Source organism: Thioalkalivibrio sp. ALE14 (genome assembly GCF_000376845.1).
Lineage (GTDB): Bacteria > Pseudomonadota > Gammaproteobacteria > Ectothiorhodospirales > Ectothiorhodospiraceae > Thioalkalivibrio.
Genome location: NZ_AQXY01000029.1, coordinates 135,924 through 149,414, shown reverse-complemented (window position 1 = coordinate 149,414; position 13,491 = coordinate 135,924). Strand labels below are relative to the sequence as shown.

Annotated in this window: 16 protein-coding genes; 12 read left to right on the top strand and 4 right to left on the bottom strand. The window is 65.8% G+C overall.

Translation table 11 applies throughout. The features are described 5' to 3' along the window. Positions 1-92 precede the first annotated feature (92 nt). On the bottom strand, positions 93-605 hold the full coding sequence (gene fabA / locus F572_RS0110175; protein WP_017942328.1) for a 3-hydroxyacyl-[acyl-carrier-protein] dehydratase FabA: 513 nt from the start codon (positions 603-605) through the stop codon (positions 93-95). A gap of 94 nt (positions 606-699) precedes the next feature. Beyond that, entirely contained in the window at positions 700-1,014 is a 315-nt protein-coding gene (locus F572_RS0110170) for a hypothetical protein (protein WP_017942329.1), read from the bottom strand. A 204-nt stretch (positions 1,015-1,218) separates the two neighbouring features. On the opposite strand from F572_RS0110170, the gene F572_RS0110165 reads away from it, so the two are divergent. The 9 genes from F572_RS0110165 to mnhG all read left to right on the top strand — a co-directional run bounded on the left by F572_RS0110165 (position 1,219) and on the right by mnhG (position 9,260). Continuing rightward, positions 1,219-2,553, top strand: a complete 1,335-nt coding sequence (locus F572_RS0110165) for a hypothetical protein (RefSeq protein ID WP_017942330.1) — start codon at positions 1,219-1,221, stop codon at positions 2,551-2,553. A gap of 99 nt (positions 2,554-2,652) precedes the next feature. Then, the gene (locus F572_RS0110160) at positions 2,653-3,354 is read left to right on the top strand and encodes a TIGR04211 family SH3 domain-containing protein (protein ID WP_026143070.1); all 702 of its coding nucleotides are present in this window, start codon (positions 2,653-2,655) and stop codon (positions 3,352-3,354) included. Between the two features lie 206 nt (positions 3,355-3,560). Beyond that, positions 3,561-5,861 carry a putative monovalent cation/H+ antiporter subunit A gene (locus tag F572_RS0110155; RefSeq protein ID WP_017942332.1) on the top strand — a complete coding sequence of 767 codons (2,301 nt, stop codon included), beginning with the start codon at positions 3,561-3,563 and terminating at the stop codon, positions 5,859-5,861. Next, positions 5,858-6,283: a Na+/H+ antiporter subunit B gene (locus tag F572_RS0110150; RefSeq protein ID WP_017942333.1), complete on the top strand. Its 426-nt coding sequence runs from the start codon at positions 5,858-5,860 to the stop codon at positions 6,281-6,283. The genes F572_RS0110155 and F572_RS0110150 overlap by 4 nt, the downstream gene beginning before the upstream one ends. Further along, on the top strand, positions 6,283-6,630 hold the full coding sequence (locus F572_RS0110145; protein WP_017942334.1) for a Na+/H+ antiporter subunit C: 348 nt from the start codon (positions 6,283-6,285) through the stop codon (positions 6,628-6,630). The genes F572_RS0110150 and F572_RS0110145 overlap by 1 nt, the downstream gene beginning before the upstream one ends. Further along, positions 6,627-8,126, top strand: a complete 1,500-nt coding sequence (locus F572_RS0110140; RefSeq protein ID WP_017942335.1) for a Na+/H+ antiporter subunit D — start codon at positions 6,627-6,629, stop codon at positions 8,124-8,126. The genes F572_RS0110145 and F572_RS0110140 overlap by 4 nt, the downstream gene beginning before the upstream one ends. Next, a complete protein-coding gene (locus F572_RS0110135) occupies positions 8,123-8,596 on the top strand; it encodes a Na+/H+ antiporter subunit E (protein WP_017942336.1) in 474 nt (157 codons plus the stop codon). Before F572_RS0110140 ends, F572_RS0110135 begins: the two co-directional genes overlap by 4 nt. Then, on the top strand, positions 8,597-8,872 hold the full coding sequence (locus F572_RS0110130; RefSeq protein ID WP_017942337.1) for a cation:proton antiporter: 276 nt from the start codon (positions 8,597-8,599) through the stop codon (positions 8,870-8,872). Continuing rightward, positions 8,865-9,260 (top strand): monovalent cation/H(+) antiporter subunit G, encoded by a 396-nt coding sequence (gene mnhG, locus F572_RS0110125; protein ID WP_017942338.1) that lies wholly within the window; start codon positions 8,865-8,867, stop codon positions 9,258-9,260. Before F572_RS0110130 ends, mnhG begins: the two co-directional genes overlap by 8 nt. 415 nt (positions 9,261-9,675) lie before the next feature. Here the strand turns inward: mnhG and F572_RS0110120 are convergent, their stop codons facing one another. Beyond that, positions 9,676-10,125, bottom strand: coding sequence for a hypothetical protein (locus F572_RS0110120; protein WP_017942339.1), 450 nt, complete (start codon positions 10,123-10,125; stop codon positions 9,676-9,678). A 266-nt stretch (positions 10,126-10,391) separates the two neighbouring features. On the opposite strand from F572_RS0110120, the gene F572_RS0110115 reads away from it, so the two are divergent. Together F572_RS0110115 and F572_RS0110110 are read left to right on the top strand one after the other, a co-directional pair. After that, complete coding sequence (locus F572_RS0110115) at positions 10,392-11,090, top strand: metalloregulator ArsR/SmtB family transcription factor (RefSeq protein WP_026143071.1); 699 nt, start codon at positions 10,392-10,394, stop codon at positions 11,088-11,090. Next, positions 11,087-12,403 (top strand): MFS transporter, encoded by a 1,317-nt coding sequence (locus F572_RS0110110; RefSeq protein WP_017942341.1) that lies wholly within the window; start codon positions 11,087-11,089, stop codon positions 12,401-12,403. The genes F572_RS0110115 and F572_RS0110110 overlap by 4 nt, the downstream gene beginning before the upstream one ends. 38 nt (positions 12,404-12,441) lie before the next feature. Here the strand turns inward: F572_RS0110110 and F572_RS0110105 are convergent, their stop codons facing one another. Then, positions 12,442-12,900 (bottom strand): DUF6231 family protein, encoded by a 459-nt coding sequence (locus tag F572_RS0110105; RefSeq protein ID WP_026143072.1) that lies wholly within the window; start codon positions 12,898-12,900, stop codon positions 12,442-12,444. Positions 12,901-13,004: 104 nt separating this feature from the next. Here F572_RS0110105 and F572_RS0110100 point away from each other — a divergent pair, with 104 nt between their 5' ends. After that, the gene (locus tag F572_RS0110100) at positions 13,005-13,487 is read left to right on the top strand and encodes a Crp/Fnr family transcriptional regulator (protein WP_017942343.1); all 483 of its coding nucleotides are present in this window, start codon (positions 13,005-13,007) and stop codon (positions 13,485-13,487) included. Positions 13,488-13,491 lie beyond the last annotated feature (4 nt).

Sequence of the window (13,491 nt, the reverse complement as noted above, 5' to 3'; positions counted from 1 at the left end):
CACAACAAGGGAGGCGGCAGGTCGAAGGCACGGAAACGTGCGAGGGTGAAGAAAACCGGCTCCCGAGCCAGCGGCGGCGAAAGCCGGTCGGGCTAGAAGTTTTCGGTGGAGGTGAACAGGCCGACGCGGAGGTCGTGGGCCTCGTAGATCGGGCGGCCGTCGACCTTGACGATGCCGTCGCCGATGCCGAGGACCAGCTTGCGCGAGATCACCCGTTTCATGTCGATATGGTAGGTGACCTTCTTCGCGGTGGGCAGGACCTGGCCGGTGAACTTGACCTCGCCGACGCCGAGGGCGCGGCCGCGGCCCGGGTTGCCGAGCCAGGCCAGGTAGAAACCGACCAGCTGCCACATCGCGTCGAGGCCGAGGCAGCCGGGCATCACCGGGTCGCCGGGAAAGTGGCAGGCGAAAAACCAGAGGTCGGGGTTGATATCCAGCTCGGCGATCATTTCACCCTTGCCGTACTGGCCCCCGTCGCTGTTGATCTCCGTGACCCGGTCCATCATCAGCATGTTGGGGACCGGCAACTGGGCGTTGCCCGGGCCGAACATGTTGCCGTAGCCACAGGCCAGGAGTTCGTCGCGATCGTACTGGTTCTTCTGCATGGGAGCGCCGCTCGGGGAAAAGGCCGGTATTGGACCGAAACCCGCGCGCAAAAGCAATTGCGGCGGGGTTCGACGGCGCGCTGATGACCGTGTCTCAGGCGTCGGATGGATACCGTAGCAGTTCCGCGAGGGTGAAGAAGCGATCGCCCCTGAGATAGCCGGCCTGGATTTCGGCGATCAGTGCACCGGGACGGCCCTGGTCGTCGCGTTCGGCGACCCAGGGGGTGGGGACCGTATCCAGGATATGGGTGCAGGCCAGGCGCCCGTCTTCCAGGTGACTGGCGTGGACCTCGCCGGTGCGCCGGTGGCGGAAGGCCGGGAGCCAGCCGGCCGTGAAGCCGGCGTCCAGCCAGGCGGGGTTCTCGCTGCGTGCCGGTTCGGGTGCCGGCATGAGGTCGAGGCTGAGCATCGCGAGGTCTCCGGGGATTTAATCCGGGTATCGGCGCGGACGAGGCAAACTTGAGCGTGATCGGCCCGGCGTGGAGGCGAGAACCGGAACGATTCGACATAATCAGGCAACCGGTTGGTGGGGCCCGGAGTTGCGCGCGAGGTGGCGGGCACGGACCATGCCTGAAAGAACAACAAACGAGGGGGAGTCGTGGCCGTCACTGTTTTGCTGTGGGTGCTGGGGGTTGTGGTCGCAATCGTGGTGCTGGACCTGGCACGGCGGCCCTTGCGGCGCTTGCTGGTGGGGCTCACGGGCGGGGTAACCCGCCTGGTTTGCGCCCTGCGGCGTCAGGTGTTGCACCTGCGCGACGCGACCCAGCGCTGGCATCACGCACATCTGGCCCGGCTGGAGGCCGAACGCGTTCATGTGGCGGTCCATGCCCTGGAGCGGCGTTACGCCCGTCTGGTGGGCCATGACCTGGCCGAGATCCCCGATCTGCGCCAGCAGGTCCACGAGACGCTGCGAGAGTTGGAAGATGCCTATGTCCGCGACGAGGGGCGCCTGTCCGCCGAGCCGGGGTGGGTCAGCCGGCTGGAGGCGCTCGTCAGTACGCCGGTGAGTGACAGCCCGCAGGGGCAGCGCCTGGCGCAGGACATGCAGGAAACGGTGCTACGGATTGCCCGTCTGGGCATGGAGGAGCACCGGCAGACAGCGCGGGGCTTGTTGTCGGCCCGCCGGCGTCTGGAGGCCCCTTTGCAGGAGCTCACCGGGCGACTGGAGCAGGTGCATCGGCGGCTGGCGGATCTGCAGCGCCAGGGCGAACGTCTGGATAACGGTTTGACTCGCTTCGAGAGCCGCGACCATCCGGCGCAGCGTCATTTGCCGGCGTATGCCCAGGCCGGTAGTCAGTGGCTGCTGGGCGCGGCCGGGCTGGTGCTGACCGGCGTCGCGGTGGTGGTGTACCAGCGGTTGTTCGATCCGGCCCTGAGTGCGCAGTTTCCGGGGTCGATGGAGACCGGTGGTATGGCCTTCCCGGACCTGGTGGTCGCACTTCTGCTCGGGGGCGCGGCGGTCTGCGGCTGGTTGCTGGCCGAGGCCCGGGGCGTTTCGCGACTCCTGCCGCAGGCCCTGATGGACGGGAGCGAAGGCGTACGCCGTGCCCTGGTGCTGGTGGCTGCGGTCACGCTGGCTGCAGTGGCGCTGGTGTCGGGCTTTGGCGGGTTTCATCTGGAGTGGGTGGTGTATCGGCAGGAACTGCTGGACACCCTGCTGGCGGGGGATGCGGCGCCTCCGGCGACGCTGGATCTGTTCGAACAGTCCGTGGGGGCGATCCTCGGCCTCGTCATTCCCTTGATTGTGGCGCTGGCACCGATCTGGCTGGTGAGTGTTCTTCAGGCGACGCGCGTGATGCTGGGCGGGCTCGTCAGTCTGCTGCTCGCGGTGCTCGCCGGAATCCTGTACCTGCTGGCGGTTACGGCGGCGCAGGTCCGGCGACTGGTGCCCGTGGCCTTTGATCTGCTCACGTTCCCCGCGCGAGTGGTGCGCGAGCGATTCATGTGAGGCGTTATGTGAACTCGATCAACCCCTGGTGCGACGTGGCGCGCGCCCGGTCTGTGCCGCTGTAGAATGCGGCGCGGTTGTTCCCTGATGAATCAAGAGATGGCAGCAGACATGACGATGAGTGGGTGGCCGATGCGCGCGATGATGCTGATCCTGGGCGGACTGCTGATGGTGGCCTGGAGCGGCGCGGCCGCTCAGCAGACGCGGTACGTGAGTGAGGAACTGGAAGTGGGGGTGCGTGGTGGTCCCTCCACCCAGAACCGCATTGTGAGTGCCGTGCGGGCGGGGCAGCCCTTGACGGTGCTGGAAGCCTCCGGCGATGGCTGGAGTCGGGTGCGCCTGCCCAGCGGCAACGAGGCGTGGATCCTGACGCGCTACCTGCAGGACGAGCCGCATTCCCGCGAACGCCTGGCCGAGGTCGAGGCCGAGCTGGCCGAGATCCGTTCCGGCGCCGACGACCAGGAGGGTCGGATCGCGGAGCTGCTGGACCGGCGCAACGAACTGACCACCGAGCGCGACGAACTCCAGGCCCGGATCGCGGACATGGAGTCGGAACTGGAAGAACTGCGGGATATCGCGTCGCGCCCGCAGGAGATCCAGCGCGAGAACCGGCGGCTGGAGCAGGAGCTGATCGAGGCCCGCGACTCGGCCGACGACTATCGTCGACAGGTCGAGGTGATGCAGGCGGACAGCCAGCGCAAGTGGTTCATGACCGGCGCCCTGGTCACCGTGGGTTCGGTGATCCTGGGTATCATCCTGACCCGTATCCCGACGCGCCGGCGCCGCAGCGACTGGGTCTGATCGGGATTTCGGCCCTCCGGCAAGGGATCGTCGTGAGGAACATCGCGTTTCTTGCGCGGTCCCACCCAAGTCAGTAGGCTTCCGCGACCGTTCGAGACCGGCACGCGATACCCAAGCCTGTCCGAATTCTGTACGACGGAACGATTCTTCATGCGTGGCCACCGGCCGCGCCCTTGGCCCGGAACCAAAAGGACTGAGCTGGCCGGATGCTCTACGCGATTCTGTCAACGTTCTTGGTCGCGGCGATCGCCCCCGCGGTCCACCGCCTGACCGGCCGTGCCAGCGGCTGGGTGCTGGGCCTGTTGCCGGCCGCGCTGTTCGTCTATTTCCTCAGTTTCCTGCCGGCGGTCTCCAGCGGCGAGTCCATCGTGCTCGCCTGGCCGTGGCTGCCGGGGCTGGATATCCAGCTCTCGTTCCTGGTGGATGGTCTGTCGCTGCTGTTTGCGCTGCTGATCTCGGGCATCGGCTTCTTCATCGTCACCTATGCCGGGCGCTACCTCGAGGGGGATCGCGACCTCGGGCGTTTCTACGTGATCATCCTCGCCTTCATGGGCTCCATGCTGGGGCTGGTGCTGGCGGACAACCTGGTCGCGATGTTCGTGTTCTGGGAACTGACCAGCATCACGTCCTACCTGCTGATCGGTTACAACCACGAGAACGCGGACGCCCGGAAATACGCCCTGCAGGGCCTGTTCGTCACCGTGGGCGGCGGCCTGGCGCTGCTGGCCGGGATCATCATGCTGGCGATGGCCGGTGGTTCCTGGGAGCTGTCCGAGATCCTCAACAATGGCGACGTGGTGCGCGAGCATGCGCTCTACCTGCCATTGCTGATGCTGATCCTGCTCGGGGCATTCACCAAGTCGGCGCAGGTCCCGTTCCACTTCTGGCTGCCGCGCGCGATGGCGGCGCCGACGCCGGTTTCCGCCTACTTGCACTCCGCCACCATGGTGAAGGCCGGCGTGTACCTGCTGGCGCGCCTGAATCCGTCGCTGGGCGGCACCGACATCTGGTTCACCACGCTGGCGCTGTTCGGCGCGGTGACCATGTTCACCGGGGTCTTCCTGGCGTTCCGCTCGACCGGCGTGAAGAAGGTGCTGGCGTACTCCACCGTGATGGCACTGGGCACGCTGACCATGCTGATCGGCATTGGTACCGAGACCGCGCTGATGGCGGCGATGGCCTTCCTGCTGGCGCATTCGCTGTACAAGGGCGCGCTGTTTATGGTCGCCGGCATTCTCGACCACGAGGCCGGGGCGAAGGACTTCCTGCAGACCGGGGGGCTGCGCAGCGCGCTGCCGGTGACGGCGGCGTTCGCGATCCTCGCGGCACTGTCGCTGGGGGGCGTGATCCCGCTGTTCGGCTTCGTCGCCAAGGAACTGATGCTGGAGGCGGTGCTCGATGCGCCGAGCCTGGGCGGCATCCTCGCCCTGCTGGCGGTGCTGACCGCGATCCTCGGGGTCGCGGTGGCCGCGATCGTGGGTATCCGCCCCTGGTTCGGACCCAAGGTGGAGACGCCGAAGACGCCGCACCATGACGCCCCGGTGGCCATGCTCGCCGGCCCGGCGGTGCTCGCGAGCCTGGGCCTGATCTTCGGTCTCGGCCCGGGGCTGGCGGACGAAGGCCTGATCAACGCCGCGGCGGCCAGCGTGCAGGGCGCGCCGGTGGACGGCTACCTGGCGCTGTGGCACGGGGTCAACTGGCCACTGGCGATCTCCGCGTTCAGCCTGGTCGCCGGTGGCGTGCTGTACTGGCGCTGGGAGCAGGCGCGCCGCGCGCTGGCGTGGGTGGACCGTGCCGCCGAATACGGCCCGGAGAAGGGCTACTTCAAGATGATGGACGGCCTGGTGGCGCTGTCCGAATGGCAGACCCGCGTGCTGCAGAACGGCTACCTGCGCTATTACGTGATTGTGATCGTCGCGATGACCGCGGGTCTGGTCGGGGTGACGGCGCAGCTGTTCGGCGTCGGTGTGGGCGGCCTCGACTGGGCCGCGCTGCAGATCCACGAGGTCGCGATCCTGGCGATCCTGGTGGCGTCCATGCTGTTCGCGGTGCTGACCCGCTCGCGACTGGGCGCGGTGGCGGCGCTGGGCTCGCTGGGCTTTACCGTGGCCCTGGTCTACGTGCTCTACAGCGCGGCGGATGTCGGCATCACCCAGGTGCTGGTCGAGACCCTGACCGTGATCCTGCTGGTGCTGGTACTGTTCCGCCTGCCGGGCTTCCTGAACCTGTCGTCCACGGCGCTGCGCGTACGCGATGCCGGTATCGCGCTGGTGATGGGTGGCATGATCACGCTGCTGATCCTGAGCACCCTGGATGCGCGCCTGTTCCCGTCGATCTCGCAGTACTTCATCGACGAGTCGGTGCCCTCCGGTTACGGCCGCAATATCGTCAACGTGGTCCTGGTGGACTTCCGTGCGCTGGACACGCTGGGCGAGATCTTCGTGCTGGCGCTGGCGGCGATCGGGGTGTACGCGATGCTGCGTTTCCGCGCGGAGGACCGCCGATGAACATGCATTCCCTGATCCTGCGCACCGCGGGGCATTTCCTGCTGCCGCTGCTGCTGCTGTTCTCCGTGTTCCTGCTGCTGCGCGGTCATGACGAACCGGGCGGCGGCTTCATCGGCGGTCTGGTCGCGGCCGCGGCGATCGTGCTGTACCTGTTCTCGATGGATATCCAGTCGGCGCGCAAGGTGCTGCGCGTGGACCCGCGCGACGTGCTGGGCGTTGGCATGGTGCTGGCCGTGATCAGCGCGATCCCCGGGGTGTTCCGCGGGGAGGCCTTCTTCACCGCCCAGTGGTGGGAGTTCACCGCGCCGCTGTTCGGCGAGATGAAGCTCTCCACTGTGCTGATCTTCGATATCGGGGTGTACCTGGTGGTAATCGGGTCCGTGCTGACCATCATGCTGAACCTCGCGGAGGCGGAAGACTGATGGAAGTCGTCATGGCCTTTGTGGTGGGCGGCCTGTATGCCGCGGCCATCTACATGATGCTGCGCCGCTCGATCGTGAAGCTGGTAATCGGGCTGGTGCTGCTGTCGAATGCGGCCAATCTGCTGATCTTTACCGTAGCGGGCATGACCTCCGGTGCGCCGCCGCTGATCGCGCCGGGCGACACTGTGCCCGAGGGGATATCCGCCGATCCGCTGGCCCAGGCCGTGGTGCTGACCGCGATCGTCATTGGCTTCGGGGTGCTGGCGTTTGCCGTGGTGCTGATTCACCGCGCCTACGAGGTGGTTCAGGCCGATGACATGGACCAGATGAAGGACACTGATCGATGATGATGTCGGTGGCCCTTCCGGTCGTGCTGCCGCTGCTGTTCGGCGCGCTGTCGGTGATGTTCTGGCGCTCGCACTTCGCACAGCGCTCGCTTGGTGTGCTGGGCACCGGCGCAATGCTGGCGGTCTCCGTCTGGCTGCTGGCGGATACCTGGGAGCACGGCCATGTGGTGATGGAGATGGGCTCCTGGCCCGCTCCGTTCGGGATCGTGCTGGTCTCCGACATGCTGGCCGCGATCATGGTGGTGCTGACCGGGATCATCGGCTTTGCCACCGCGCTCTATTCGCTCTCCGGCATCGGCAAGATGTCGGAGAAGTTCGGCTACTACCCGCTGCTCCATCTGCTGCTGGCGGGGGTGAACGGCGCCTTCCTGACCGGCGACATCTTCAACCTCTACGTGTGGTTCGAGGTGATGCTGGTCGCCTCCTTCGCGCTGCTGATCCTGGGCGGGGAGCGCGCGCAGATGGAGGGGGCGATCAAGTACGTCACCCTGAACCTGCTGTCGTCGATGATCTTCCTGACCGCGATCGGCCTGACCTACGGGCTGACCGGTACGCTGAACATGGCGGACATCGCGGACAAGCTGGCCACGGTGGAGGACACCGGTCTGATCACCGTGATCGCGATGCTGTACCTGGTCGCGTTCGGGGTGAAGGCGGCGGCGTTCCCGTTCTTCTTCTGGCTGCCGGCCTCCTATCACACGCCCAAGGTCGCGGTCTCCGCGCTGTTCGCGGGCCTGCTGACCAAGGTCGGGGTGTACGCGCTGTATCGCGTGTTCACGCTGATCTTCAATCAGGACGTGGACTATACCCACGAGATCCTGCTGTGGGTGGCGGCCGCCACCATGCTGACCGGCGTGCTCGGGGCGGCGGCGCACTACGAATTCCGGCGCATCCTGTCGTTCCACATCATCAGCCAGATCGGCTACATGATTATGGGGCTGGCGCTGTTCACGCCGCTGGCGCTGGTCGGCGGGGTGTTCTACATCATGCACCACATCATCGTGAAGGCGAATCTGTTCCTGATCAGCGGGATCACCTTCGTGATGAAGGGGACCCACGAGCTGAAGCAGATGGGCGGGATCTACCGCACGAACCCGATGCTGGGCGTCCTGTTCCTGATTCCGGCGCTGTCGCTGGCGGGGCTGCCGCCGCTGTCCGGCTTTTTCGCCAAGTTCATCATCATCCGCGCCGGCATCGAGGCCGAGGCGTACTGGGTGGTGGCGGTCGCGCTGGTGGTGGGGCTGCTGACCCTGTACTCGATGATCAAGATCTGGGCCGAGGTGTTCTGGAAGGCGCAGCCGGAGGGCGTGGAGACCGATGACGTGACCTCCGGTCCGATGATCTGGATGTGGATCCCGGTGATCATGCTGGCACTGATGACCGTGGCCATCGGCCTGTACGGCGAGCCGATCTACCAGATGGCTTTGATGTCGGCCGAACAACTGCTGGATCCGTCGCAGTATATTGAAGCGGTCCTCGGGGAGAGTCGCCCATGATCGCGCTGACCTGGAATATCGCGCTGGCCCTGATCTGGGTCTTTTTGACCGGGACGTTTACGACCGGGAACCTGCTGGTAGGCTTCTTCCTCGGCTACGTGCTGCTGGCGTTTGCGCTGCGCGACAAGCCCGGGTTTTCGAGTTACGCGCGGCGGGTGCCGAAGTTCATCGCCTTTATTGGCTACTTCCTGTGGGAGCTGTTCCTGTCCAACCTGAAGGTGGCCTACGACGTGATGACGCCGACCCACCACATGGTGCCGGGCGTGATCGCATTCCCGCTGGATGCCGAGACCGATGGCGAGATCACCATTGTCGCCAACCTGATCTCGCTGACCCCGGGGACGCTGAGCCTCGACGTGTCCACCGACAAGAAGGTGCTCTATATCCACGTGATGTATATCGAGGATCGGGAAGAGGTGATCCGCTCGATCAAGTACCTGGAACATCGGGCCCTGGAGGTCCTGCGCTAGATGTTCGATATCGCCATCATCGCTGCCAACGTCCTGCTGAGCATCGCGCTACTGCTGGGGTTCTGGCGGCTGTACCTGGGGCCGACGCTGCCCGATCGCGTGGTCGCGCTGGAACTGATCGCATCGCTGACGATCGGCTTCATCGCGGTGTACGTGATCTCCAGCGGGCGCACCCCGTTCATTGATGTGGCCATGGTGCTGGCGCTGACCGCGTTCCTCGCGGCGGTCGGGTTTGCCCGCTATCTGGAGAAAGGGGGGCACCGGGACGATGACTGAGTTCTTCACGGGGCTGTTTCTGGTGGTGGGTGCCGCGTTCATGGTGGTGGCGGCGCTGGGCCTGGTACGCATGCCGGACCTCCCGATGCGCTTGCATGCCACGACCAAGGCGGGGGTGCTGGGCGCTGGCCTGATGATGGTCGGGGTAGCGGTGTACTTCGGCGACGGTGGCGTGACGACCCGGGCCGTGGCGGTGATCGGTTTCCTGTTGTTGACTGCTCCGGTGGCCGCGCACGCGATCGGACGCGCCGGCTATTTCGTCGGTGTGCCGCTGTGGGAACACAGCAAGACCGACGAGCTGAAGGGACGCTACGACGAGAAGACTCACACCCTGTCTTCGCCGCCGGAGATGCACGAGCCCGAGGATCAGGACGACGCATCGCGCTGAGACCGATGCTTTTCGGTATACCCAGCGAGCCCCGTGGCCATGCCGCGGGGTTCGTTCGTTTGGGGCCGGCGCGGCCGGGGCGAGAGGACACCCATCTGCGTTCGGAGGCCATGCGGTCACCCGGCCGGGGTGAAGCGCAGAGCCGGGATCTCCGGCGTCAGAAAGAGCCCGGATGCTTGAGATGACCCCCGGTTCAGCACACCCCAAACATCGTAGGAGCCTGCTCGCAGGCGAAGCCCCTGCCAAAGTCAGACGTGGTCAGGGGAATTCGCCTGCAAACAGGCTCCTGCAGGGCGCTATGGAGGCGCGACCAGGGCGGCCGACAAAAAAGCCGGGGCGTTAGGCCCCGGCAATGGGTACAGTCGTTGGAGAGACGACAGTTCCTTGTTCCGGGATCGCTCCCGGCATGCAGCCGTCAGGCCGCGTGGGTTTCCTTGGCCTCGCGGGCGGCCTTGGCCTGTTCCGGGTCGTAGGCCGCGCCGGACCAGAGCATCTCGTAGGCGATCTCCTCGTTCCCGTTCTCGCACAGTTCCAGGACCTGCTGGAACAGGGGCTGGAAGGTCTCGCTCTGATGCGACGCCTCGTGTTCCTCGAAGCTGTTCCAGAAGGTAATGATCAGCGCTTCCTTGTCCTTCATCGGGCTCTCGACCGCCTGGCCGATCGTCGAGCCCTCGTTGGAGACCGCGCCGGAGTTCAGGGCCACAAAGCCGCCCACGAACCCGGTATCCGAGTGATAGGTCTTCACGTTCTCGCAGAGGACCGCGACACGCTCCTGCAGGTCGTCGATGGTGTATTCCGGCTTTAGGATCACGCGATTGATGGTGACCACGCCGTCGGCCGGGAAGTTGTTGATCAGCTGGCTCATGACGTCCTCCTTTTGCAGGGGAAGGGTGCCCGTGGGCACGGGATAGTCATTCAGTTAGTAAGCAACTTCTAATCGAAGTTCCCGAGTAGATTACTCAGGAATTAATCTTCCTCCCAAAATCACCCAAAAACCGGAGGGCCCGATCGTGGGTGCCCTGTCGGAATGGGTGCGCCGGAATGCGCGCGCCGCAGAGGGGAAGGGCAGCCTGACCAGGGGATTGCGTGAGGTCGCCGGATCCTATAGCGTTCATTCCAACGAATATTGGAATGAACGCTATGTCGGGTAGAGACCTCAAGAATTTGCTGTACGAGCAGGTGGCCCGCATTGCCCGGGCTGCGGCCAGTCCGAAGCGGCTGGAGTTGATCGAAGTCCTGGTGCAGGGGGAAAAGAGCGTCGAGCAACTGGCAGCCGATGCGGAGATCAGCGTGAAGCTGACCAGCGCCCACCTGAAGGAACTGCGCCAGGCGCGGCTGGTGGAGGCCCGGCGTGAGGGTCGGCGCATGTTCTATCGCCTGGTGGACCGGCATGTTGCCGATTTCTGGGTGATGCTGCGCGGTCTGGCGGAGGAGCGTCTGCTGGAGCTACAGGCCGCTACCCGCGAGCTCGCCGAAGGCCCGGGCGAGCTGGCCCCGATGGCCGGGCCCGAGCTGCTGGAACAGGCCCGCCGTGGCGAGGTCATCGTGCTGGATGTGCGGCCGGGTATGGAATACGCGAATGCCCATCTTCCCTATGCCCGCTCCATCCCGGTCCATGAACTGCGCGACCGGCTGGGCGAGTTGCCGGCGGATCGGCCGGTGGTGGCGTACTGCCGAGGCCCGTACTGCCTGATGGCGAGCGAGGCCGTGGAGGTCCTGGGCCAGTACGGCTTTCACGCGACCCGGCTCGAGGACGGCGTTGCCGAGTGGCGCTACCAGGGGCTGCCCCTGGAAACGGTGGATCACAACGACACGGAGCGCACGACGTGACAGACCATCACAAGGCCGCGGAGGCCTATGCCCACCTGACGCACGGCATCCGCGAGAATCTCGGACAGTTCGGGCAGCAGTTGATCCAGGTCTTCTTCGTCGGCTTGACGATCGGCATGATGCGCACGGTCGTGCCGGCGCTGGCGGAGAGCGAGTTCGGCGTGGCCGAGGGCTCGTTCATGCTGCTGACCGCGTTTGTGGTCGCCTTCGGGGTGGTGAAAGGCGCGCTCAATTTCGTCGCCGGGCGCCTGTCCGAGCGGCTGGGGCGCAAGACGGTCCTCATGCTGGGCTGGATTGCGGCGATTCCGATCCCGTTCATGATCCTCTACGCCCCGTCCTGGAGCTGGATCGTGGCGGCGACCGTGCTGCTGGGCGTGAACCAGGGGCTCGCGTGGTCGATGACCCAGACTGCGAAGATGGACATCACCCGTGCCGACGAGCGCGGCTTCACCATGGGGATGAACGAGTTCTCCGGGTATGTCGGGGTCGCTGTCGCGGGGATCGTGACCGGCTACATGGCGGCCGCGTTCGGCCCGCGCATGGGCCTGCTGATCTTCGGCCTGGTGGTGATTGCGCTGGCGATCGTGATGACCGCGGTGTTCGTGCGCGAGACGCTGGAGTGGGCCAAGGCAGAGGGTGCGCGGCATGCGGCCGGTCAGTCCACCGGTCCGGTTCCGCGTTATCCGAAGAACATCGCCGACACGCCCACCACCTGGGAGGTGTTTACCCTGATGTCCTGGCGCGACCGGCGTATGGCCGCATTCAGCCAGGCCGGGCTGGTCGAGAAGTTCGTGGATGCCCTGGTCTGGGTGTTCTATCCGGTGTTCCTGTACCAGCAGGGGCTCAGCCTGGCGGCGATCGGCTGGGTGGTCGGAATCTACGGCTTCGTCTGGGGTGGCTCGCAGTTCATGACTGGGCGCCTGTCGGACCACATCGGGCGCCGCCAGCCGATCATCTGGGGGATGTGGATCTGTGGTGGCGGGGTGGCCCTGACGCTGCTGGGCGACGGCGTGCTGTGGTGGTCGTTCGCGGCGGCCGTGACCGGGTTCGGTATGGCGCTGCTGTACCCGAACCTGAGTGCCGCAGTGGCGGATATCGCGCACCCCAACTGGCGAGGATCGGCGATCGGGACCTACCGCTTCTGGCGTGATCTCGGCTACGGCGTGGGTGCGCTCGGGCTGGGCATCGTGGCCCACCTGGGCGGCTCGGTCGTGTGGGGCTTCTGGTTTGTGGTGGTCGCGATGTTTCTCTCCGGGGCCCTGGTCTGGTGGTGGGGCGAGGAGACCCACCCGCGGTTGAACCCGGACGACTGACCGGCCACTGGCGCCGGCGGGGAGGGCCGCGGGGCGCGCTACCAGCGCGCCTTGTTCCACATCTCCGGGTTGGCCCAGAAGCGGGCGTTCAGCCAGTCGGGGGTCAGCTTGTAGTCGTACAGGCTGGTGCGGTAGACCGTGTGGTCCGGTGCGGCGGTCTCGGCCTCCGGATCATGACGAAAGCCCAGGGCGAGGAAATCGTTCAGGTCCCAGCGTTCGTCGTCCCTCCGGTGCAGGATCAGGACCTCGTCGGCCCAGCGATCGCGCAGTCCGCCCAGTAGCCGCTGACCGGTCGCGAGGTCGAGCCCGCTCAGCGTGTCCAGTAGCAGGACCAATGGCACACGCGCCTCCGGCGGGTGCTCGAGAAACGCTTCCACCGTTTCGAGTTCCGCACCCCGCGGGCTTTCGATGTTTGCGGCGTCGGTCACCAGCACGACGGCGCACCCGTCGCGCAGGCGCCTTGGCAGGTGGCGGCGCAGGGCCTCGATGTCGATCAAATGATCCTCCTTCGGCATGTTCGTGACCCCGCTTCGGGGCTTCGTTCGTTATACTCTAAAGCCTCTCACAGCCCATTGCGGACCCGTCAGAAGGAACCCTCTCCATGTCCAAGGAACTGCTGACCGAATTTCTCTCCAAGCACCCGATCTCCGCGTCGCTGACACCGGCCGAGGTCGAGGTCCTGCTCCAGTACCTGGAGGTGGTGGAGACGCACCACAAGCAGGTGATCGCCGATATCGGCGAGGTCGGGGAGTCGCTGTTCTTCGTGGTCAGCGGGACCGCCGCGCTGTACCACGACGATGGCAGTCAGGAGATCGAGGTCGGCCGCATGCAGACCGGCGAACTGGCCGGGTCCATGTCGTTCTTTGACCGCGTGCCGCGGGGCGTGCGCATGCGGGCCCTGAGCGACAACACCCGCCTGCTGCGGCTGTCGCGCTCGATGTACGACCGCCTGCGCGTCGAGCAGCCGTACATCGCGGTGAACCTGCTGGAATTCGCCATCATCAGCCTGGATCACCTGATCCGCCGGGTTTCCGAGGACGTCGCCACCTACGCCCACTATCTCTACTCGCCGGGCAAGAAGTAACCCC

Excerpts from the sequence above, each read along its gene's own strand:
- fabA (WP_017942328.1), bottom strand. The coding sequence starts at position 605 with ATGCAGAAGAACCAGTACGATCGCGACGAACTCCTGGCCTGTGGCTAC.
- F572_RS0110170 (WP_017942329.1), bottom strand. The coding sequence starts at position 1,014 with ATGCTCAGCCTCGACCTCATGCCGGCACCCGAACCGGCACGCAGCGAG.
- F572_RS0110160 (WP_026143070.1), top strand. The coding sequence starts at position 2,653 with ATGGCAGCAGACATGACGATGAGTGGGTGGCCGATGCGCGCGATGATG.
- F572_RS0110155 (WP_017942332.1), top strand. The coding sequence starts at position 3,561 with ATGCTCTACGCGATTCTGTCAACGTTCTTGGTCGCGGCGATCGCCCCC.
- F572_RS0110150 (WP_017942333.1), top strand. The coding sequence starts at position 5,858 with ATGAACATGCATTCCCTGATCCTGCGCACCGCGGGGCATTTCCTGCTG.
- F572_RS0110145 (WP_017942334.1), top strand. The coding sequence starts at position 6,283 with ATGGAAGTCGTCATGGCCTTTGTGGTGGGCGGCCTGTATGCCGCGGCC.
- F572_RS0110140 (WP_017942335.1), top strand. The coding sequence starts at position 6,627 with ATGATGATGTCGGTGGCCCTTCCGGTCGTGCTGCCGCTGCTGTTCGGC.
- F572_RS0110135 (WP_017942336.1), top strand. The coding sequence starts at position 8,123 with ATGATCGCGCTGACCTGGAATATCGCGCTGGCCCTGATCTGGGTCTTT.
- F572_RS0110130 (WP_017942337.1), top strand. The coding sequence starts at position 8,597 with ATGTTCGATATCGCCATCATCGCTGCCAACGTCCTGCTGAGCATCGCG.
- mnhG (WP_017942338.1), top strand. The coding sequence starts at position 8,865 with ATGACTGAGTTCTTCACGGGGCTGTTTCTGGTGGTGGGTGCCGCGTTC.
- F572_RS0110120 (WP_017942339.1), bottom strand. The coding sequence starts at position 10,125 with ATGAGCCAGCTGATCAACAACTTCCCGGCCGACGGCGTGGTCACCATC.
- F572_RS0110115 (WP_026143071.1), top strand. The coding sequence starts at position 10,392 with ATGAACGCTATGTCGGGTAGAGACCTCAAGAATTTGCTGTACGAGCAG.
- F572_RS0110100 (WP_017942343.1), top strand. The coding sequence starts at position 13,005 with ATGTCCAAGGAACTGCTGACCGAATTTCTCTCCAAGCACCCGATCTCC.